Origin of the sequence: Endobacter medicaginis (genome assembly GCF_014192375.1) — a bacterium.
Taxonomy (GTDB): domain Bacteria; phylum Pseudomonadota; class Alphaproteobacteria; order Acetobacterales; family Acetobacteraceae; genus Endobacter; species Endobacter medicaginis.
The window spans coordinates 224,762-245,073 of the sequence record NZ_JACHXV010000003.1; the positions used below are offsets into that span (position 1 = coordinate 224,762).

15 protein-coding genes are annotated in these 20,312 nt (G+C 68.7%); 12 read left to right on the forward strand and 3 right to left on the reverse strand.

Translation table 11 applies throughout. The features are described 5' to 3' along the window. Positions 1–50 precede the first annotated feature (50 nt). Together FHR90_RS04965 and FHR90_RS04970 are read right to left on the reverse strand one after the other, a co-directional pair. On the reverse strand, positions 51–1,088 hold the full coding sequence (locus FHR90_RS04965; protein ID WP_183274866.1) for an HlyD family secretion protein: 1,038 nt from the start codon (positions 1,086–1,088) through the stop codon (positions 51–53). Beyond that, the gene (locus FHR90_RS04970) at positions 1,085–2,584 is read right to left on the reverse strand and encodes a TolC family protein (protein WP_183274867.1); all 1,500 of its coding nucleotides are present in this window, start codon (positions 2,582–2,584) and stop codon (positions 1,085–1,087) included. Before FHR90_RS04970 ends, FHR90_RS04965 begins: the two co-directional genes overlap by 4 nt. A 493-nt stretch (positions 2,585–3,077) precedes the next feature. Between FHR90_RS04970 and FHR90_RS04975 the strand changes: the two genes are divergently transcribed. From FHR90_RS04975 to pdxA, 9 genes are all read left to right on the forward strand, one after another. Beyond that, on the forward strand, positions 3,078–5,972 hold the full coding sequence (locus tag FHR90_RS04975) for a 2-oxoglutarate dehydrogenase E1 component (RefSeq protein ID WP_183274868.1): 2,895 nt from the start codon (positions 3,078–3,080) through the stop codon (positions 5,970–5,972). Positions 5,973–5,992: 20 nt separating this feature from the next. Next, positions 5,993–7,417, forward strand: a complete 1,425-nt coding sequence (odhB, locus tag FHR90_RS04980) for a 2-oxoglutarate dehydrogenase complex dihydrolipoyllysine-residue succinyltransferase (RefSeq protein ID WP_183274869.1) — start codon at positions 5,993–5,995, stop codon at positions 7,415–7,417. 131 nt (positions 7,418–7,548) lie between these two features. Continuing rightward, on the forward strand, positions 7,549–9,291 hold the full coding sequence (gene lpdA, locus FHR90_RS04985) for a dihydrolipoyl dehydrogenase (protein ID WP_183274870.1): 1,743 nt from the start codon (positions 7,549–7,551) through the stop codon (positions 9,289–9,291). A 293-nt stretch (positions 9,292–9,584) separates the two neighbouring features. Then, positions 9,585–10,595 carry an ABC-three component system protein gene (locus FHR90_RS04990; protein WP_176623008.1) on the forward strand — a complete coding sequence of 337 codons (1,011 nt, stop codon included), beginning with the start codon at positions 9,585–9,587 and terminating at the stop codon, positions 10,593–10,595. Next, positions 10,583–11,092 carry an ABC-three component system middle component 2 gene (locus FHR90_RS04995; protein ID WP_218061986.1) on the forward strand — a complete coding sequence of 170 codons (510 nt, stop codon included), beginning with the start codon at positions 10,583–10,585 and terminating at the stop codon, positions 11,090–11,092. Before FHR90_RS04990 ends, FHR90_RS04995 begins: the two co-directional genes overlap by 13 nt. Then, positions 11,089–12,969 carry a hypothetical protein gene (locus FHR90_RS05000; RefSeq protein ID WP_176623006.1) on the forward strand — a complete coding sequence of 627 codons (1,881 nt, stop codon included), beginning with the start codon at positions 11,089–11,091 and terminating at the stop codon, positions 12,967–12,969. The genes FHR90_RS04995 and FHR90_RS05000 overlap by 4 nt, the downstream gene beginning before the upstream one ends. 500 nt (positions 12,970–13,469) lie before the next feature. After that, positions 13,470–13,769: a type II toxin-antitoxin system TacA family antitoxin gene (locus FHR90_RS05005; RefSeq protein ID WP_218061985.1), complete on the forward strand. Its 300-nt coding sequence runs from the start codon at positions 13,470–13,472 to the stop codon at positions 13,767–13,769. A gap of 7 nt (positions 13,770–13,776) precedes the next feature. Then, a complete protein-coding gene (locus tag FHR90_RS05010) occupies positions 13,777–14,286 on the forward strand; it encodes a GNAT family N-acetyltransferase (RefSeq protein ID WP_221188212.1) in 510 nt (169 codons plus the stop codon). Beyond that, positions 14,283–15,287, forward strand: coding sequence for a 4-hydroxythreonine-4-phosphate dehydrogenase PdxA (gene pdxA, locus FHR90_RS05015; RefSeq protein WP_176623002.1), 1,005 nt, complete (start codon positions 14,283–14,285; stop codon positions 15,285–15,287). The genes FHR90_RS05010 and pdxA overlap by 4 nt, the downstream gene beginning before the upstream one ends. On the opposite strand, the gene FHR90_RS05020 is transcribed toward pdxA, so the two are convergent. Beyond that, the gene (locus FHR90_RS05020; RefSeq protein ID WP_176623000.1) at positions 15,278–15,862 is read right to left on the reverse strand and encodes a lipocalin family protein; all 585 of its coding nucleotides are present in this window, start codon (positions 15,860–15,862) and stop codon (positions 15,278–15,280) included. The two genes, pdxA and FHR90_RS05020, sit on opposite strands and share 10 nt — an antisense overlap. Positions 15,863–15,982: 120 nt before the next feature. Here FHR90_RS05020 and egtB point away from each other — a divergent pair, with 120 nt between their 5' ends. The 3 genes from egtB to FHR90_RS05035 all read left to right on the forward strand — a co-directional run bounded on the left by egtB (position 15,983) and on the right by FHR90_RS05035 (position 20,301). Further along, entirely contained in the window at positions 15,983–17,230 is a 1,248-nt protein-coding gene (egtB, locus tag FHR90_RS05025; RefSeq protein WP_183274871.1) for an ergothioneine biosynthesis protein EgtB, read from the forward strand. Beyond that, on the forward strand, positions 17,230–18,210 hold the full coding sequence (gene egtD / locus FHR90_RS05030; RefSeq protein WP_176626244.1) for an L-histidine N(alpha)-methyltransferase: 981 nt from the start codon (positions 17,230–17,232) through the stop codon (positions 18,208–18,210). The genes egtB and egtD overlap by 1 nt, the downstream gene beginning before the upstream one ends. 72 nt (positions 18,211–18,282) lie before the next feature. Beyond that, positions 18,283–20,301: an OPT family oligopeptide transporter gene (locus tag FHR90_RS05035; protein ID WP_183274872.1), complete on the forward strand. Its 2,019-nt coding sequence runs from the start codon at positions 18,283–18,285 to the stop codon at positions 20,299–20,301. The last annotated feature ends 11 nt before the right edge of the window (positions 20,302–20,312 follow it).

The following is a 20,312-nucleotide window of genomic DNA, read 5'->3' on the forward strand; positions in this document are numbered from 1 at the left end:
TGCGCCGCCCCCTGCCGAGGTCCGGGGCAGGACCCCGCGCGACATCACGCTCACTGCGGCCAGTCGAACAGCACGCTCATGCCGGGTCGCAGACGGGGAATGTCGCCGACCGGGCGGGCGCGAACCTCGAAGGAGCGGACATCGTAGCCGCGTGACTGCCGGGTGGTGCGCTCGGTGGCGAAATCGCCCTGCGGGCGGATGAAGCTGACGCGGAAATCGGCGGCGCGATCGTCCAGCGCCGGAATGTGCCCGTGCAGGACGTGGCCCATGGCGATGCCGCCATACTGGTCCTCGCGCAGATTCATCGTCACCCACAGATCGTGCAGGTCGATCAGCGAGAACAGCGGGGCGGCGGGGATCACCACCTCTCCGGGATTGGCGAAGCGCTGCGAGATCTCGCCGTCGATCGGCGCGACCAGGGTGAGATCGGCCAGCAGCGCGTCGGACACGCCCAGGCCGCCCTGCGCGACCTGCACCTGGCCGGCGGCGGCGACCTTGTCCTCGGGGCGGCTGCCGGCGAGGGCCTTGAGATATTGCTGGTGGGCGGCCTCGGCATTGGCGGCCGACGAGGCGCGGGCGGCGACGGCCTCGTCGCGGCGCTGCCGCGCGATCACCCCTTCGGCGAACAGCGCCTCCGCGCGGCGGGCGGAGACGGCGGCAAGATCGGCCTGCGCGAGGGCGCTGTGCCACAGCGAGGCGATCGAGGCGATGGTCTCCGGCCTGTCGCCGTTGTCGGCGCGGGCCTGCGCGGCACTGGCCGAGACCAGCGCGCCGCTGGCCTGATGGTTGGACGCGACGAGTTCGGGGCTTTCGAGGATCGCGACCGCCTGTCCGGCGCGCACCGCATCGCCCTCATGGGCGAGAAGGGTCTTCACCCTGGCCGGCACCTTCGACGAGATCGAGATCGTGTCGGTATCGATCATCCCCTGCACCTGCTGCGGTGGCGGGCGCGAGGCGAGATACAGCCCGATCGCGACGAGGATCAGCACCACCACCAGCACGACCGCGACGATGATCGCGCCGCGCCGCGGTGGCGGGCGACCGCCATCGGGCTCGTGTTCGCCTTCCGGCTTCGTCTCGTCCGTCATGGGGTCTCGTCGTCGTCGGTGGGGGCGTCGAGCGCATCGGCGCGGGTGCGCAAGCTCTCGAAGCGCTCGGCCTGGCCGGAGGTGGTCAGCAGCGCGATCAGCGCGAGATCGTACTCATAGGCGGTGGCGGCACGCTGCACGAGCGCGTCGCCGAGCAGGTTCTGCGCGTCGATCACCGAAGCCGTGGTGCCTTCGCCCTCGCGGAACGCGGCTTCCTGGGTGCGCAGGTTCTCGCGCGCCGCGGTCAGCGACGAGGCTTCGGACAGATATTCGCGCCGTGTGGTGTCGGTCAGTGTCCAGGCGCGCTCGACGGTGAGCTTCACGTCGCGTTCGGCCTGGTCGCGGGCGGCGGCACTCTGCGCCTCGCGGGCATGGGCGGCGCGCATCTCCGCGGCACGGTCGGTGCCCGACAGCAGCGTCATGTGCACGCCGACGCCGACCGCCCAGTCCGGCAGCGTCGGAACCTCGTCGTGCCGGGCGAGATTGTAGGTGCCGAAGGCGTAGATCTTGGGCAGGTACTGGGCGCGGACGAGTTTCGTGGCCGAGCCGGCCGCGTCCTGCGCGCCGGAGGCGGCGCGGATCTGCGGGTTGGCGGCCGAGGCGAGCACGAAGCCGTCCTCGGGCCCGACCGGGGCCTGGTTGACGAACAGCGGTGTCGCGGTGCGCACCGCGCCGCTCTGCAGCTGGCTGGCGAGCGAGAGCTGCGCGGTGCGGTAGTCGCCCTCGGCGCGCAGCACGGCGCGCTCGGCCGCATCCCGCGCCACCTGCACCTCCAGCCGCCGTGCCCGGGGCAAGACGCCGTGCGCTTCCAGCAGGGTGGCGTCGCGCAGGTGCCGGTCCATGCCGGCCAGCGTGTCGCGGCGGGTGGCGAGCACCTGCGCGGCCAGCGCCTGGCCGAAATAGGCCTGCACCAGGCTGACGCGGTCGGCGTCGGTGGCGATCCCCTCGGCGGCGGTGGCCTCGCGCAGCTTCGCCGCCGCCGCCCCCTGCGCGGCGCTGATCGCGCCCCCCATGTAGATCGGCAGCACCGCGCTCACGGTGGGGCGGAAATTGTTCTGCCGGAAGCTGCCCGACAGCGAATCCGGGATCGGGGCGACGATTCCGGGCAGCAGCGACGAGACCTGCGCGGCGACCTGGTCGGCGACGCTCCCGGCCGCCTCGCCATACTGGTCGCGCACCTGCCCGGCGGCCTGGGTCAGCGCCGAATTGACGTTGTTCTGCACCCCCTGCTTGACGCCGTTGAGCGGCACGGTGATGGTCTTCTGGTAGCGCAGCTCCTGCACGTCGAGGCTGACCTGCGGGCGATGCAGGGTGGACACCGCATCGCGATCCGCCTTGGCCGCCGCCACCCCGGCGGCCGCGCCCCGCTGCCGGGCCGAGGCCTGTGACTGGAGCGTGGCGGCCTGCTCGAAGCTGAGCGCCGGGGGCGGGGTTTCGGCCGTCTGCGCCTGTGCGGCGATTGACAGCAGGCCCGGCAGGCACGCGGCGAGCAGCAATCGCCCCGATCGGCGGCAAGGCGGCTGACAGATCATTTCGCCGCGTAGATGCCGGATAATCCGCCGACCCGTCCAGTCTCTCGCGGACGGAAACTCCCGTCTCTGTTACATGGCCGACACAGCCGAGGACTGGACAGGCAGCGCCCCGCGCGCTGGTGATACTGGCGATGCGGCGCACGCGGACGCGCGGTCGGCCCGGTCGGAGAGACGCGCGCACGTCGCCACGCCTGGGTGCCGTTCGGGTCCATGTCAGCGCTCCCCGGGCACGATTGCCTGCAAAATGAGCATGCCCTGCGAAAAATGAACATTTCGTCAAGGTGTTCATGCGTAATCAGCATGGCTGATAGGGATTTGCCGCGTTGGCAAGCAGTCGGTCGGAAGCGTATCTCTGTATGGTTAGGTCAGTTGACCGCTGACAGAGACCAGCGGTTGCGCGTCGTGCGCAACGCGGAACGGTCCAGGGCGGGGCTGCGAGGGGTTACTGGAGGCCGAAATGGCAGGCGTCGACGTTCTGGCGGGGGCCCTGAGCGGGGCGAATGCGGCATATGTCGCCGATCTCTATGCGCGCTGGGCGGCCGATCCCGGCAGCGTGGACGCGAGCTTTATCCCGCTGTTCGAGGCGCTCGACGACGAGGGCCGCGCGGCGATCGCCGATGTGGCGGGTGCGTCCTGGGGCAGTCATGCCTCGCTAATCGGCTCCGACCCGGCGCCGGCGGTATCGCCCGTCTCCGGCGCCGCGCAGCCGGGCGGGGTGCCGGGCGGCGTATCGCTCGCCGTCGCCCATGCTGCCGCCGATGACAGCCTGCGCGCGCTGGCCATGGTGCGCGCCTATCGCGTGCGCGGCCATCTCGAGGCCCGCCTCGACCCGCTCGGCCTGCAGGTGCCCAAGCCCCACCCCGAGCTCGACCCGGCCAGCTACGGCTTCGGCCCCGCCGACTGCGACCGCCCGGTCTATATCGGCCGCGCGCTCGCCGACCTGCTCGAGCGCGACACCGCCACCATCAACGAGATCGTCGCCGCCCTGCGCGAGACCTATTGCGGCCCGGTCGGCATCGAGTTCACCCACATCCAGGACCCCGAGCAGAAGGACTGGCTGCAGGCCCGCGTCGAGGGCGCGCCGTGGCGCAACTGGGCGACGCGCGACGAGAAGCGCACCATCCTGTCGCAGCTCACCGAGGCGGAAGGCTTCGAGGCGTTCTGCCAGAAGCGCTATGTCGGCACCAAGCGCTTCGGCCTGGAGGGCGGCGAGGTCACCATCCCCGCGCTGCACGCCATCATCGCTCGCGCGGCCGGGGCCGGCGTGCGCGAGGTGGCGATCGGCATGCCGCATCGCGGCCGGCTCAACACGCTGGTCAACGTGGTGCGCAAGCCCTACACCGCGATCTTCTCCGAGTTCGGCGGTGCGAGCTTCAAGCCCGACGACGTGCAGGGCTCGGGCGACGTGAAATACCATCTCGGCACCTCGACCGATGTCGAGCTGGCCGGCCACAGCGTGCATATCTCGCTGCAGCCCAACCCCTCGCATCTCGAGGCCGTCGACCCGGTGGTGGTCGGCAAGGTGCGCGCGCGTCAGGACATGACCGACGACAGCGCCACCCGCCGCGCGGTGATGGGCATCCTGATGCATGGCGACGCCGCCTTCGCCGGCCAGGGGCTGGTCTACGAGGTGCTGGCGATGAGCCAGCTCATCGGCTACCGCACCGGCGGGACCATCCATGTGGTGGTCAACAACCAGATCGGCTTCACCACCGTCTCCGCCCATGCCTATTCGGGCCTGTACTGCACCGATGTGGCCAAGTCGGTGCAGGCGCCGATCCTGCACGTCAACGGCGACGAGCCGGAGGCCGTGGTCTACTGCGCGCAGCTCGCCGCCGACTACCGCCAGCGCTTCGGCGCCGACGTGGTGCTCGACATCGTCTGCTACCGCCGCCACGGCCACAACGAGAGCGACGAGCCGGCCTTCACCCAGCCCACCATGTACAAGGCGATCCGCGCGCGTCCCACCACCCGCACGCTCTATGCCGAGCGTCTGGCCCGCGAGGGCGTGGTCAGCGAGGCGCAGGCGAAGGAGGGCTGGGACGGTTTCCAGTCGCAGCTCGGCGAGGCGTTCGACGCCGCGAAATCCTATCGCCCCAACAAGGCCGACTGGCTGGAAGGCCGCTGGTCCGGCCTGCGCGCCGCCACCGACTGCGACGACGCGCCCGTCACCTCGGTCGCGCTCGACACGCTGCGCCATGTCGGCACCGCACTGGCCACCGTGCCGAAGAACTTCGCCATCAACCCCAAGATCGCCCGCCAGCTCGAGGCCAAGGCCGAGATGTTCGAGTCCGGCCAGGGCATCGACTGGGCGACCGGCGAGGCGCTCGCCTTCGGCACGCTGCTGATCGAGGGTCACCGCGTGCGCCTCTCCGGCGAGGACGTCCAGCGCGGCACCTTCAGCCACCGCCACGCGGTGCTGATCGACCAGTCCAACCAGAACGAATACGTCCCGCTCAACAACATCGACGACCGGCAGGCCCGCATCGAGGTCTACAACTCGCTGCTGTCGGAATTCGGCGTGCTCGGCTTCGAATACGGCTATTCGCTGGCCGATCCGCAGTCGCTGGTGCTGTGGGAGGGCCAGTTCGGCGACTTCGCCAACGGTGCCCAGGTCATCATCGACCAGTTCATCGCCTCGGGCGAGACCAAGTGGCTGCGCATGTCCGGCCTCGTGCTGCTGCTGCCGCACGGCTACGAGGGGCAGGGGCCTGAGCACTCCTCGGCGCGCCTGGAGCGCTTCCTGCAGCTCTGCGCCGAGAACAACATGGTGGTCGCGAACTTCACCACGCCCGCGAACTACTTCCACGCCCTGCGCCGCCAGCTCAAGCGCGAGTACCGCAAGCCGCTGGTCATCATGACGCCGAAATCGCTGCTGCGACACAAGCTCGCGGTCAGCTCCCTCGACGAGATGGGGCCGGGCAGCTTCTTCCAGCCGGTGATCGGCGAGATCGACGCCATCGCCGAGGCCGAGCGCGTCCGTCGCGTGGTGATCTGCTCGGGCAAGGTCTATTACGACCTGCTCGCCGCCCGCCGCGACAAGGGGATCGACGACGTGGCGATCCTTCGCCTCGAGCAGATTTATCCCTTCGATGCAGGTGCGCTCGGCGCCGCTTTGCGCTCCTATGTCAACGCCGAGATCGTCTGGTGTCAGGAAGAGCCCGAGAACATGGGTGCATGGAGCTTCGTCGACCGCCGCATCGAGGCGGTGCTGGGCGCGATCGGCCACGGCCACGCCCGCCCGGTCTATGCCGGTCGCAAGGCGGCGGCGAGCCCGGCGACGGGTCTTGCCAAGACGCATGCCGCCGAGCAGACAGCATTGGTGGCCGAAGCCTTGGGGCTGGTCTCCTGAAAGGGCCGGGGGAAACGAAGATGTCTGCCGAAATCAAGGTGCCCACGCTGGGCGAATCCGTCACCTCCGCCACCATCGCCCGCTGGCTGAAACAGCCCGGTGAGTCGGTCTCGGTGGACGAGCCGGTCGTCGAGCTGGAAACCGACAAGGCCTCGGTCGAGGTCGCCGCCCCGTCGGCCGGCGTGCTCGGCGACCACGCCGCCTCCGAGGGCGACGACGTCGCCGTCGGCGCGCTGCTCGCCACCGTCGAGGAAGGCGCGGGCGAGGAAGGCGGGGGCAAGCCGGCCCCCAAGCCCCAGGCAAAGTCCGCGGCAAAACCCGCCCCGAAACCCGCCCCGAAAGCGGAGGCGAAGGCGGAGACCCCCGGCACCGACCTACCGGTGACCGAAACCCCCGTCACCGGCTCCGGCGCCCCCGCCCCGGTCACCCCTGCGCGCGAGGCGGCCAAGCCCGCCCCCGGCATCAACGCGCCGCCGCGCGCCTCCGGCCCGGTCTCGCGCCCGGCGACCCCGCCCGCCGACCAGGCCCGCGACGGCGGTGCCTCGCCCAGCTCGCTCGGCTCGCCGCCGGCCTTCCCGTCGGCCGCCAAGCTGATGCGCGAGAACGATGTCGGCGCGGATGCGATCGGCGCCGGTTCCGGCAAGGGCGGCCGTGTGACCAAGGGCGACGTGCTCTCGTTCCTCGGCCAGGGGACGGCCCCCCGCCCGGCCGCCGCGTCCGCGCCGAAGACCCCCCGCGCCGACGACCCGCGCGACGAGCGCGTCAAGATGACCCGCCTGCGCTCGACCATCGCCGCGCGGCTGAAGGAGGCGCAGGCCACCGCCGCGATCCTGACCACCTTCAACGAGGTGGACATGAGTGCCGCGCAGGCGCTGCGGGCCGAGTTCCGCGAGCGCTTCGAGAAGCGCCACGGCGTGAAGCTCGGCTACATGTCGATCTTCGCCCGCGCGGTGATCGCCGCCCTGCGCGAGTTCCCCGCGCTCAACGCCGAGCTCGACGGCGACGAGATCGTCTATCGCTCCTACGTCAATCTCGGCATCGCCGTCGGCGCCGAGCAGGGCCTGGTGGTCCCCGTGCTGCGCGACGCGCAGGATCTGGGCTTCGCCGACATCGAGAAGCGCGTCGCCGAACTGGGCCGCCGCGCGCGTGACGGCAAGCTCGGCCTCGACGACCTCACCGGCGGGACGTTCTCGATCACCAATGGCGGCATCTTCGGCTCGCTGATGAGCACGCCGATCCTCAACGCCCCGCAATCGGGCATTCTCGGCATGCACAAGATCGTCGACCGCCCGGTCGCGATCGACGGCCGCGTCGAGATCCGCCCGATGATGTATCTCGCACTGTCCTACGACCATCGCATCGTCGATGGCCGCGGTGCCGTCGGCTTCCTGGTCCGTGTCAAGGAACTGGTCGAGGATCCGCGCGGACTGCTGCTGGACCTGTAGGAAGGATGTTCTTTCTTGAAAGAAAGAACCAAAGAACTTTCATCCGTTGGCTCGGTATTTAACGGATGAAAGTCTTTTTGCTTCTTTTTCTTCAGAAAAAGAAGAAGACTCACGCATAAAGAGGCCCCGTCATGGCGATCGAAATCAAGGTGCCGACGCTCGGCGAGAGTGTCACGTCGGCCACCATCGCGCGCTGGCTGAAACAGCCCGGCGATTCGGTCGCCGCCGACGAGCCGGTCGCCTCGCTCGAGACCGACAAGGTCAATGTCGACGTTCCCGCCCCGGCGGCGGGCAGGCTCGGCGCGCATCAGGCCGGCGAGGGTGACGAGGTCGAGGTCGGCGCGGTGATCGCCACCATCGAGGACGGTGAAGGCCGCGCGGCCGCTCCGGCGCCCGTGGCCGAGGCGCCGGCGGCCAAGGCGCCCGAGGCGAAACCCACCGCCGCGGCCGCGCCGAAGGCCGCACCCGCACCTGCGCCCGGCGAGAGCTTCGACCTGATCGTCATCGGCGCCGGCCCCGGCGGCTATGTCTGCGCGATCCGCGCCGCCCAGCTGGGCCTCAAGGTCGCCTGCGTCGAGAAGCGCGACACCCTCGGCGGCACCTGCCTCAACATCGGCTGCATCCCGTCCAAGGCGCTGCTGCAGTCGAGCGAGAACTACCACGAGGCCACCGGCAGCTTCGCCAAACACGGCATCGTCATCGACAAGGTCGGTCTCGACCTCGCCCGCATGCAGGCCCGCAAGGCGGAGGTCGTCGAGGCCAACGTCAAGGGCGTGGAGTTCCTGTTCCGCAAGAACAAGGTCACCTGGCTCAAGGGCACCGGCCGCCTCGTCCCCGGCGACAGTCCCGCCGTCGAGGTGGACGGCACCACCTACGGTGCGAAAAGCATCGTCATCGCGACGGGCAGCGACTCCATCCCGCTGCCCGGCATCGCCATCGACGAGCGCCGCATCGTCAGCTCCACCGGCGCGCTGGAACTGGACGCGGTGCCCAGACACCTCGTGGTGGTCGGTGCCGGCGTGATCGGCCTCGAGCTCGGCTCGGTGTGGCACCGGCTGGGCGCGGAGGTCACCGTGGTCGAGTTCCTCGACCGCATCCTGCCCGGCACCGACGACGAGATCGCCACCGCCTTCCAGCGCATCCTGGGCAAGCAGGGGCTCAAGTTCCGCCTCGGCCAGAAGGTGACGAAAGCCGAGACCACCGACGCCGGCGTGACACTGACGCTTGAGCCCGCCAAGGGCGGCGAGCCCACCACGATCGAGGCCGACATCGTGCTGGTCGCCATCGGCCGCCGTGCCGTGACCGACGGTCTCGGCGCGAAGGAGGCCGGAGTGGCGCTCGACTCCCGCGGCCGCATCACGGTGGATTCGCACTACGCGACCAGCGTGCCCGGCATCTACGCCATCGGCGACGTGATCGAGGGCCCGATGCTGGCGCACAAGGCGGAAGAGGAGGGTGTCGCGGTCGCCGAACTGCTCGCCGGCCAGTCCGGCCATGTGAACTACGAGGCGATCCCCGGCGTGATCTACACCTGGCCCGAGGTGGCGACGGTGGGTGCGACCGAGGAAAATCTCAAGTCGCAGGGCATCGCCTACAAGGTCGGCAAGTTCCCCTTCACCGCCAACGGCCGGGCCCGGGCGATGGAGGCGACGGACGGCTTCGTCAAGATCCTCGCCGACAAGGCCACCGACCGCCTGCTGGGCGCGCACATCGTCGGCCCCGACGCCGGCGCCCTGATCGCCGAACTGGTCACCGCGCTGGAATTCGGCGCAAGCGCCGAAGACGTCGCCCGCATCTGCCACGCCCACCCCACCCTGAGCGAAGCCGTCAAGGAAGCCGCCCTCGCCGTCGAGGGCCGCGCGCTGCACATCTGATGCGTTGAGTCATGCTAAATCCGTGGGATGGATTTTGAGTGCACGTCAGTGTTGGCGATGCTCTTTTCGCTTGGAGAGGAGCATTGCGTGACGGGTTTTGTCGGCGCTGAGTTTCGTGCGGGCGCTCCCATTAAGAAACTGCCCCACAATTCATCCCTCAAAGTGTGGTGATCTCGTGTACCACCACACCGTGGGATCATACAGTTTCCCCCTGACCGCGGAGAAGAACCGCATAGTAAGGATTGAAAATCTGTGCGGTAGCGGGCAATCGTTCTCTCGGGGGAGTGCGATCCTTGGGGCCAGGTGCGACGGATTATGCAGCGCGAATATATGCGCTGAATGACGCGGATTTGGAGCGGCTGACTGACGAATGGGTCGCGTCGATGCGGTCGCGCTATCCCGACAGCGACCGTTTCTCCGGTGCAGGAGACATGGGGCGCGATGTCGTGGGCTATCGCACGGCCGCTCGTTTCGATGGTCCGTGGGACAATTATCAGTGCAAGCAGCTCAGGAAAGCACTGGGCGAACCGGAATTCATCCGTGAGCTGGGTAAGATATTTTTCCATAGTGCTGCCGGGCATTTCGGCGTCCCCGCGCATTTCTATTACGTCGCTCCGAGGGGAGCGGTCCGGGCCGTTCGAGACCTCATAGGTCATCCCAGCAAGATAGGGCCGCGCTTGATCGACCAATGGGGCACCTGGTGTGCCGACGATCTGGTGGAGGGTGAACGTCATCCGCTATCGGACGAGGTACGCGCGCTCATCGACGCCTTTGACTTCCAGAACGTGTCGCTGCTTGAGGCCGGCAAGCTCGTCCGTACAGACGAGATGAAACCCGTACTAGTCAAATGGTTTGACGCGGATCCCGGTGAAGCTCCGGTCGGGAGCGTCCCCGACACGATGCAGCCGGAAGAGGCTGCCTACGTCGCGCAGCTTCTCGCCGCCTATCAGGAACAGGGCGCACCGTCTTACACCACGGGTGACAAAGCTCTTGGTGATGCCAAGTTCGGCGCTCATTTCCGCGTTCAACGGGAGCGGTTCTTCGATGCCGCTTCCTTTAAGCGCTATTACAGGGACAGCACAGAACCAGCCGTGCTCGCCACATTCGAGAAGGACATCTTCCACGGCGTGTTCGACACCCATGGTCTCTCGCACGCCGACATAATGGCGAAGATCGCAGCCGTCATGAATGAAGCCAAGAGCGTGTCGGTCTCGGGTGTCCTCGGTAAATATGCGCGGGTTCCCGTGAAGCAAGGCGTCTGCCACCACTTCGCCAACGACGGAGTGCTCCCGTGGGTGAAGTGATGATGGCAGCGCTGGGCGATGTGCCTCTGTTCAACAGTCCGTTGGAGACGGGCCTGCGTGCCTTGGTCGTGCTCGATGCTTTTTATCCTCGGCCCTGCACCATCAGCGAGCTGACGTGGTTCGACCACCTCGTCGTGCATACAGCCGACGTGGAAGGCCCCAGCAGCCTGCACCCCGACCTGCCGTCACGCGGGGGTGAACTGCTCGTGCGCCGGCAGCTGATCGACGAGGGCGTTCATTTGCTGCTGAACGCCGGTCTTATTGCCCTCGTCGATGGAGCGGACGGGGTACGATACGTGGCCGGGGAGGAGGCTCCGTCATTCATCGAGCTCATGGAAGCGACCTATAGCGCGCGCTTGAAATCGTGTGCGGAATGGCTCGCGGATCGGTTCGGCGCGCTCCCGGAAGAGGAGTTACGAACCGTCGTGCACCAGCGGCTCGGGCGGTGGACGCTTGAGTTCCAGGGGGAAGGCACACTCTACGAGCCGTCTGCATGATCGCGCGCCTGGTATTCCGGCATCTGTCGTTCATCGGCGCCGCGAAGCCGGTGAGCACGCTCCCGTTCGCCGATGGCCCCAACGTCATCTATGGCGCCTCGAACACCGGCAAGTCGTTCACGCTCGCCGCCCTGCAATTCATGCTGGGGAAGTCGACGCCGCTTCCTGTGATCGAACAGCTCGACGGCTATGAAGCGGTCCTGCTGGGTCTCGACGTCCCTTCGCTCGGGCCGATCACCCTTTATCGCGGTATTCAGGGCGCCGGGTTCCGGCTTTACGAAGGACTGCATCACGAACCGCCGCCGGGCCTTCCCTTTCGGGTGCTGGATGCGGAATATGACGCCCGCACGGAGAACATCACCAGCGTCCTCCTTGGCGCGCTGGGACTGGGCGGGAAGTTCGTCGTCAAGAACGAGAATGGCGAGAAGAACAGTGTCACGCTCCGATCCCTCGACCCCTTCATCTTCGTGGACGAGGGCTCGATCATCGATGCGCGCAGCCCGATCCTGTCCGGCCAATACACGAGCGCAACGGCGGAAAAGAATTTCTTCCGCCTGCTTTTGACCGGGCGGGACGATTCCGCGATCGTGGCGGTGGTCCCACCCAAGATCCGAAAGGCCCGCCAGGAAGGCCAGAAGGAACTGCTGGAGGAATGGATCGCGTCGCTGGACGCGCAGATCGACGCGATCGGCATCCCTCGTCACCAGCTCGACGATCAAAGCAAGCGGATCGACGCCTCGCTGATTGCCATCAAAGGTGATCTCGCCACGCGTCAGCGCCGGATCGACGAGGTCACACGCGAGCGGCGGCGCATGGTCGACGAAGCGGATCGTGTGACCGCCCAGGCCCGCGAGATCGAGCTGACCCTGGCCCGGTTCGCGCGGCTGATGGAGGTCTATGAATCCGACGTCGAGCGCCTTGAGGCCCTGGAGCAGGGTGGCCATCTCCTTCTTGCGCGGCTCGACCGCCCTTGCCCCTTATGTGGTGCCGAGGTTGATCATCAGCACCATCGTGGGCGGCAGGATGTCGAGCGTTCACCGGTAGCGGCCCGCGTCGAGATTGCACGGATCGATCGGGAACGCCGGGATCTGGTCGCCACGATGAACGGGCTTGAGGCAGATTTCGCCACCAATCTCGTGACGTCGGAACGGCTGCAACGGCGAATGGCAGCGGCGGAGCGGATTCTCGGCGCCCTTCGTCCGGAGGAATCGGGATTACGCGATAAATACGAACAGAGGATCGAAGCGCGGGACACCGTTCGCGAACGCCTAAAGTTGTTTGAAGAGCGGGATCGCCTCGCCGTGCAATTGTCTCAGGTCACGACGGCCCCAACTGCGGCCAAGCCGAAACTCACCGTCGGCATCGACGGGCCGACTGGCCATGAATTTGCCAGCAAGGTGTCTGAGGTGCTCCAAGCTTGGAAGTTTCCAGGGAATCCGACCGTGTCGTTCGACAGTCAGACGCAGGATATACGTCTGGACGGCAAGGAGCGCGGTGCAAACGGAAAGGGCGTCCGCGCTATCCTCCACTCAGCGTTCAAGGTCGCGGTTTTGCTCTACTGTCAGGACAAAGGCCTATCTCATCCTGGCGTGTTGGCGCTCGACACGCCGCTTCTCACCTACCGAGAGCCGATCCGGGTGCCACGCCACGGCGCGTTGGCTACCGATGAGAAAGAGCTGGCCGCGACCACGCTATACGAGCATTTCTACCTTCATCTGGCCAGCCTCAGTGGGCGCGCGCAGTTCATTATCCTTGAGAACAGCGATCCGCCTAGCGATCTCGTGGACCGACTTTCGGTGCAGACCTTCACGGGGGATTTGGCGGATGGACGTAGCGGATTGCTTCCCTCCGTCAGTGGTTCGCCAACTGTTTCGTGATCCACCCGTTGCGATTTTGTTAAGTGGGCAGGCAAGATCGTGGGGAATGAACGCAAGGTCGGTTGCCCGGCAAAAAAATCAGACAAGCGCTTAATTCTTGCGGTTAACGTTCACGAGAACTGGGCGCCCTTGTTGGTCGCTCAGCGTCCGAAGGCACCCTCCCAAAACCAGCCATCCGGAAAACACCTGGGGCTGTTGAAATGCGCCACTGGTGGCCGGTGCAGTTGGGGGCGGAATGACACCCAAAGGTTTCGCGGTCCCGTCCCCCATGGGATCGTTGATCGGGAATGGCTGGGTGCCGGCTACAGCGGCCGGTGCGATCGAACCCCGGCCGCCACGACGCTATTTGTGTCGCTCGCGAAACCTGATGCGGTTTCCGAAGGGATCATGCGCCTGTATCTGATCGCCCACAGCAAGCCCCAGCACGTGATTGTTAGAAGGCGAGCCCCCCACCTTGATCCAGCCGGCATTTGGCCGTACATTTCCCATGGAGGTCCGCCATGGGAAAAAGCGCACGGGTGATGGTCGATCGTGCACGCGGCGAGCGACTGGAAGCTCGCATCACGTCTGCCCAAAAGGCCCTGATCCAGCGCGCTGCCGAGCTCGAGGGCCGCAGCGTCACCGATTACGTGGTCAGCAGCGTGCAGGACGCGGCCAGGCGGACCGTGGAGGCGCACGAGGTGATGGTGCTGGGCGCCGCCCAGAGCCGGGCCTTCGTCGATGCCCTGCTCGATCCGCCGCCGCTCGGCGACCGCCTGGCCGACAGTGTCCGGCGGCATCGGGATGCCACTGGCGGCTGACCCGTCCTTGGACCGCGGCATCCTTCGTATCCAGCCTCTGGCCACGACCCACGATCGCCTCGGCTTTTCCTGCGGCGTGCCGGCGCTCGACCGCTATCTGCGCGAGCAGGCGGGTCAGGATGCTCGTCGGCGCGTGGCGGCCCCGTTCGTGGCGACGACCGACGGCGTCAGGGTGATCGGTTTCTACACCCTGTCCGCCACGTCGATCGAACTGTCCGACATTCCCCCCGCACAGGCGAGGAAGCTGCCGCGCTATCCCCGCCTGCCGGCCACCCTTCTCGGCCGTCTCGCCACCGACCTGTCCGTCCGCGGCACCGGGCTGGGCCGGGTATTGCTGGTGGATGCGATCACCCGCGCGGTTCGCAGCGAGATCGCCTCCTTCACCATGGTGCTGGACGCCAAGGACGAGTCTGCCGCGTCGTTCTGCGCCCGCGAGGGTTTCATCCGCCTGCCCGGCACCCCGATCCGCTTCGTCCGGCGTATGGACGATCTTGCCGCCGTGGTCGGCGCGCCATGACCGCTCCTGCCCGGGGTCGGCTATCCTCGACCGCAGCACCGCTCGCGCTCACCATGGGCGACCCGGCCGGCATCGGCCCCGAACTCATCGTCCGCGCCTGGCGAAACGGTGCCCCGCCGTTCATCGCGATTTGCGATCCTTGCTTGCTGGACGCGCCAATGATCGAAATCGACGCCGATACCGGTCTTTCGTGTGTACACGACGTGTACACCCGCGCCCTCCCGGTCCTGTCCGGCCTCCGCCTCGCCGCCCCCGCCATCCCCGGCCACCCCGACCCGGCCAACGCCCCGGCGGTGATCGCCGCCATCGAGACCGCCGTCCGCCTCGCGCAGTCCGGCGCCGTCTCCGCCATCGTCACCAGCCCGATCAGCAAGGCGGTGCTCAAGGCCGCCGGCTTCCCCCATCCCGGCCACACCGAGTTCCTCGCCGCACTCACCGGCACCTCGGGAGGCGAGGTGATGATGCTCGCCGGCCCCGACCTGCGCGTCGTGCTCGCCACCGTGCACCTGCCGCTCCGCCGCGCCATCGAGACCCTCGACACCGACACCATCATCCGCACCGGCCGCATCACCGCCGCCGCTCTTGCGCGCGATTTCGCCATCGCTTCCCCCCGCATCGCGGTGGCCGGCCTCAACCCGCATGCCGGCGAGGCGGGCCATCTCGGCTCGGAGGAAGCCGACATCGTCGCCCCCGCCATCGCCGCCCTGCGTGCGGAGGGGATCGACGCCACCGGCCCGCATCCGCCCGACACCCTGTTCACCGCCACCGCCCGGGCGCGCTACGACGCCGCCCTGTGCCTCTATCACGACCAGGGCCTGATCCCGCTCAAGACGCTGGACGTCGCCAACAGCGTCAACGTCACCCTCGGCCTGCCGATCGTGCGCACCTCCCCCGATCACGGCACCGCCTTCGACATCGCCGGCCGGGGCATCGCCGATCCGTCGAGCCTGATCGCGGCCCTGCGGCTGGCGGCGACGATGGCGGCGCGCCGTCAGTCCTGACGGGTCCAGCGCAGCATCGAGATGTCGTAGCCCAGGGCCGCCGCCCGCCCGGCCAGCGCCTTCGCCTCCTCGGGCGTGAGCACCGCGCGCCGGCTCAGCAGCCACAGATACCGCCCCGACGGATCGCCCACCACCGACCAGCCCGCCGCGTCGTCATGGTCGAGGATCCAGTAATCCGCGACATAGAACGGCCCGAAGAAACTCACCTTGAGCTTCGCGCCCCCCGAGCCGTCCACCACATACGCACGGCCGCGGGCCTGACTCGCGCGGCCGTTCGCCTCGATGCAGCCGTTGACGATCCCGATGCGCCCGTCCGTGCCCAGGGTGTAGTCGGCGGTGACATGGTCGCAGCCACGCTCGAAGACCTGCTCGTAGCGGGCGATCTCGTACCAGCGACCGAGATAGCGTGCCAGATCCACCGCGCCGCGCGGCTGCGGCACGTCGGGATTGCCGACCGGATGGCGCATCAGCAGCGCGCAGCCTCCCAGTGCCAGCGCCGTCGCGGCGACGGCAACGGTGGCGATCAATGGCGCGGGCAATGGCGCGGGGCGGTGCAGGCGGACGGATCTGGTCATGCCACCGGCAACGACGATCGGGGCCGATGGATGCGGCGGGACGTGAAACCGGATCGACCGATGCCACGTATAGCGCTCACAGACGCGATCGACGTCATCCCCTGACTGTCAGGCCGACCCATGCCGCTCGACATCACCGGCCGCAGGCCGACCCCTCTCCTCGAGCGCTTCCGCCGCGTGCGTGCCCTGAGCCTGGCCCTGGTGGCGCGGATGTCGGATGCGGATGCCTCCGCGCAGTCGATGCCCGACGCCTCGCCGGCCAAATGGCATCTGGCCCACACCACCTGGTTCCTCGAGACCTTCATCCTGCGCGACCACGTTGCCGGCCATGTGCCGTTCGACCGGCGCTATGCGTTCCTGTTCAACTCCTACTACGAGGCGGAGGGCGACAGGCTGGCCCGCCCCGCGCGCGGACTGCTGACGCGCCCCTCACTCGACGAGATCCGCGCCTGGCGCGCCCATGTCGATGCCGCGATCGAGGCGGCCTGGGCCGGGCTGTCCGACGAGGTGCTGGCTCTGGTCGAACTCGGCTGCCACCACGAGGAGCAGCATCAGGAACTGCTGATGACCGACATCCTGCACCTGTTCTCCCTCAACCCGCTCGCGCCCGCGCTGTTCGAGGCGGACATGCCCGTCCCGGCCGAGGCAGCGACCCCGCTGCGCTGGATCGAGGGCGCGCAGGGTGCGGTCACGATCGGACATGACGCGGACGGCTTCGCCTTCGACTGCGAGACCCCGCGGCACACTGTCTGGCTGGCGCCGCACGCGCTGGCCGACCGGCTGGTGACCAACGGCGAATGGCGCGAATTCATCGCCGATGGCGGCTACCGGACCGCCTCGCTTTGGCTGTCGGACGGCTGGGCCTGGGCGCGCACGAACGCCATTACCGCACCGCTCTACTGGCGCGGGGAGGGCGCGTTCGGGCTGGACGGGCTGCGGCCGCTCGATGACGCCGCCCCGGTCAGCCACATCAGCTATTTCGAGGCCGACGCCTTTGCGCACTGGGCCGGCGCGCGGCTGCCGACCGAGGCGGAGTGGGAGAGCGCGGCCAGCGGGATGTCGGCCGCTGCCGGACTCGACACCGCCCATGCGGTGCGCCCGCGTGCGGCCGGGCGGGGGGAGGGGTTGCGGCAGATGTTTGGCGAGGTCTGGCAGTGGACCGCGTCGGCCTATCTCGCCTATCCCGGCTTCCGCCCGGCGACAGGCGCGATCGGCGAATACAACGGCAAGTTCATGAACGGCCAATTCGTGTTGCGCGGCTCAAGCTGCGCGACGCCGCGCGGGCACAGCCGGGCGACCTATCGCAACTTCTTCCAGCCGCACCAGCGCTGGCAGTTCTCCGGCCTGCGGCTCGCGAGGGACCTGTGATGCTGAACGAGCCGGCCGACGCCGCCACCGCGACCTTTGCCGCCGATCCGGCGTTCCGCGCCGATGTGCTGGCCGGGCTGGCCGCGCGTCCGCGGGCGATCCCCGCGCGCTGGTTCTATGACCGCCGTGGCTCGGAGCTGTTCGAACAGATCACCCGTCTGCCGGAATACTATCCCACACGCACCGAACGCGCCCTGCTGGCGGCAAAGGCCAGTGAGATCGCTCAAATCGTGGGCGCGGGCCGGGTGGTGGTCGAGTTCGGCTCCGGCTCCTCGGCCAAGACGCCGCTGCTGCTCGATGCGGTGGCGCCCTCGGCCTATGTGCCGATCGATATCTCGGGCCCTTTCCTGCGCGATTCGTCGGCGGCGCTGGCCCGGGCCTTCCCCGACCTGCCGATCCACCCGGTCGAGGCGGATTTCACCCGCCCGCTGCACCTGCCTCCGGAGGTGATGGGCATGCCGAGGCTGGGCTTCTTTCCCGGCTCGACGATCGGCAACCTCGCCGCTCCTGCCGCCGTCGACCTGCTGCGCAGCATGGCCGCGACTCTCGGCGAGGGCGCGATGCTGCTGATCGGCATGGACCGCGCCAAGCCGGTCGACGAGCTGATCGCCGCCTATGACGACGCGCAGGGTGTGACGGCGGCGTTCAACCTCAACCTGCTGGCACGGATCAATACCGAACTCGGTGCCGACATCCCGCTCGACGCCTTCCGCCATGTCGCCCGCTGGAACGACGACGAGAGCCGCATCGAGATGCATCTCGAGGCGCTGCGCGACGTCGGCTTCGCAGTGGCCGGGGAGCGCTTCGCAATACGCGCCGGGGAGACCATCCACACCGAGAACAGCCACAAATACGGCCCGCGCGGCAAGCGCCTGCTGCTGGCGGCCGGCGGCTGGACGGTGCTGGCCGACTGGACCGATCCGGCCGGCCGATTCTCGATCCTGCTCGCGGTCGTGCAGGCGCCGGCCCGGGGCCCCTGATCCGGCCGCTTGCCGCCCGCCATGGCGCGGGCGACAAGACAGGCCGGCGCGATCGGGGAGCGAGACGGGGCGATGCAGGCTGGACGGGCAGGGACGGTGCGTGAGCTCACCGTACGGGGGATCATCCTCGGCGCATTGATCACCGCGATCTTCACCGCATCGAACGTCTATCTCGGCCTCAAGATCGGTCTGACCTTCGCCTCATCGATCCCGGCGGCCGTCATCTCCATGGCCGTGCTGCGCGCCGCCGGCGGCGCCGGCGTGCTCGAAAACAACATGGTCCAGACCCAGGCTTCGGCGGCCGGCACGCTGAGCTCGATCATCTTCGTGCTGCCCGCCCTGGTGATGGCCGGCATCTGGCAGGGCTTCGCCTTCTGGCCGGTGGCGATCGTGTGCGTGGCCGGCGGCATGCTCGGCGTGCTGTTCACCATCCCGCTGCGTCGCGCGCTGGTCACCGGCTCCGACCTGCCCTACCCGGAAGGGGTGGCGGCGGCCGAGGTGCTGCGGGTGGGCGCGGGCACCGATGCCGCCGACCGCGCCACCCAGCGCGAGAGCGCGGTCTCGCTGGTGATCGGCACGGTGCTGTCGGCGGTGGTGGCGCTGGCGACCGGAGGCTTCCGCCTGCTCGCCGACGGTCTGACGCTGGCGATGGGCAGCACCGGCCCGGTGTTCCGCCTCACCAGCGGCTTCTCGCTCGCCCTGCTTGGCGCGGGCTATCTCGTCGGGCTCGCCGGTGGCATCGCCATGCTGGTCGGGCTGGTGATCGCCTGGGGCGTGCTGACCCCGTATCTGACGGCGCTGCTGCCGCACCCGGCAGGGGTCGCGCCGGCGGCGTTCGCCCTGGATGTCTGGAAACATCGCGTGCGCTTCATCGGTGCGGGCACCATCGGCATCGCCGCACTCTGGACGCTGGGCACGCTGGCCGGCCCGGTCGCCGCCGGGCTGCGCGACGCCCTGCGCGGCGGGGCGACGGTACCGATCCTGCCGCCCCGTCATCCGGAGCCTGCCAATCCGGATGCCGACCGCGACCTCTCGCCGAAGCTGATCGGCCCGCTGGCGCTGGTGCTGGTGGCGGTGCTGTTCGCGGCCTTTCTCGCCTTCCTGCCCGCCCCGTACACGGCCGGACCGATCGGCGTGGCGCTGCTGGCCGCGCTGTTCTGCGCCGTCTTCGGCTTCGTGATCGCCGCGGCCTGCGGCTACATGGCCGGCATCGTCGGGTCGTCCTCGTCGCCGATCTCCGGCATCGCCATCCTCGCCGTGCTGAGCCTGTCGCTGCTGGTCTCGGGACTGCTCGACCTCGGCTGGCTGCCCGGTCCGGCGCAGGTCACGCGGCCGCTGGCGGTCGGGCTGGTGATCTTCGTCGCCACCGCGGTGCTGGCGGCGGCCACCATCTCCAACGACAACCTCCAGGATCTCAAGACCGGCCAGCTCGTCGGTGCGAGCCCGTGGAAGCAGCAGGTCGCGCTGATGATCGGCTGCGTCTCCGGTGCGGTGGTGATTCCGCCGGTGCTCAACCTGCTCTACAACGCCTATGGCTTCGCCGGCGCGATGCCGCATCCGGGCATGGACCCCGAACATGCGCTGGCTGCCCCGCAAGCCACCCTGATGGCCTCGCTCGCCAGCGGCGTGGTGCTGGGCAGCCAGGACTGGACGCCGATCGTGCAGGGCGTCGGGCTCGGCGCGCTGCTGATCGCCGTCGACCTGATCCTGCGCCGCGCCGGGGCGCGCCGCCATCTGCGGCTGCCGCCGCTCGCGGTCGGCATCGGGCTGTATCTGCCGCCGGAGGTGACGGTGGCGCTGGTGGTCGGCGCGATCGCGTCCGCGGTGATCGCCCATAGCCTGCGCCACCGCCCGGAGGCGGCCCGCAACGCGGCCGAGAACCGCGCGGTGATGCTGGCCTCGGGGCTGATCGTCGGCGAGAGCCTGATGGGGGTGGTGCTGGCCGGCATCGTCGGTGGTTCGGGGCGCGATGATCTGCTCGCTTTGGTCGGCCCGGGCTTTGCACCCGGCGCGACGGTGCTCGGGGCGGCGGTGTTCTGCGCGGTGACGCTGTGGTTCGCATTCAGCGTGATCCGGCGCGGGCGCGCTTGAGGCGAGGCGGG

Excerpts from the sequence above, each read along its gene's own strand:
- FHR90_RS04965 (WP_183274866.1), bottom strand. The coding sequence starts at position 1,088 with ATGACGGACGAGACGAAGCCGGAAGGCGAACACGAGCCCGATGGCGGT.
- FHR90_RS04975 (WP_183274868.1), top strand. The coding sequence starts at position 3,078 with ATGGCAGGCGTCGACGTTCTGGCGGGGGCCCTGAGCGGGGCGAATGCG.
- odhB (WP_183274869.1), top strand. The coding sequence starts at position 5,993 with ATGTCTGCCGAAATCAAGGTGCCCACGCTGGGCGAATCCGTCACCTCC.
- lpdA (WP_183274870.1), top strand. The coding sequence starts at position 7,549 with ATGGCGATCGAAATCAAGGTGCCGACGCTCGGCGAGAGTGTCACGTCG.
- FHR90_RS05000 (WP_176623006.1), top strand. The coding sequence starts at position 11,089 with ATGATCGCGCGCCTGGTATTCCGGCATCTGTCGTTCATCGGCGCCGCG.
- FHR90_RS05005 (WP_218061985.1), top strand. The coding sequence starts at position 13,470 with ATGGGAAAAAGCGCACGGGTGATGGTCGATCGTGCACGCGGCGAGCGA.
- pdxA (WP_176623002.1), top strand. The coding sequence starts at position 14,283 with ATGACCGCTCCTGCCCGGGGTCGGCTATCCTCGACCGCAGCACCGCTC.
- FHR90_RS05020 (WP_176623000.1), bottom strand. The coding sequence starts at position 15,862 with ATGACCAGATCCGTCCGCCTGCACCGCCCCGCGCCATTGCCCGCGCCA.
- egtB (WP_183274871.1), top strand. The coding sequence starts at position 15,983 with ATGCCGCTCGACATCACCGGCCGCAGGCCGACCCCTCTCCTCGAGCGC.
- egtD (WP_176626244.1), top strand. The coding sequence starts at position 17,230 with ATGCTGAACGAGCCGGCCGACGCCGCCACCGCGACCTTTGCCGCCGAT.
- FHR90_RS05035 (WP_183274872.1), top strand. The coding sequence starts at position 18,283 with ATGCAGGCTGGACGGGCAGGGACGGTGCGTGAGCTCACCGTACGGGGG.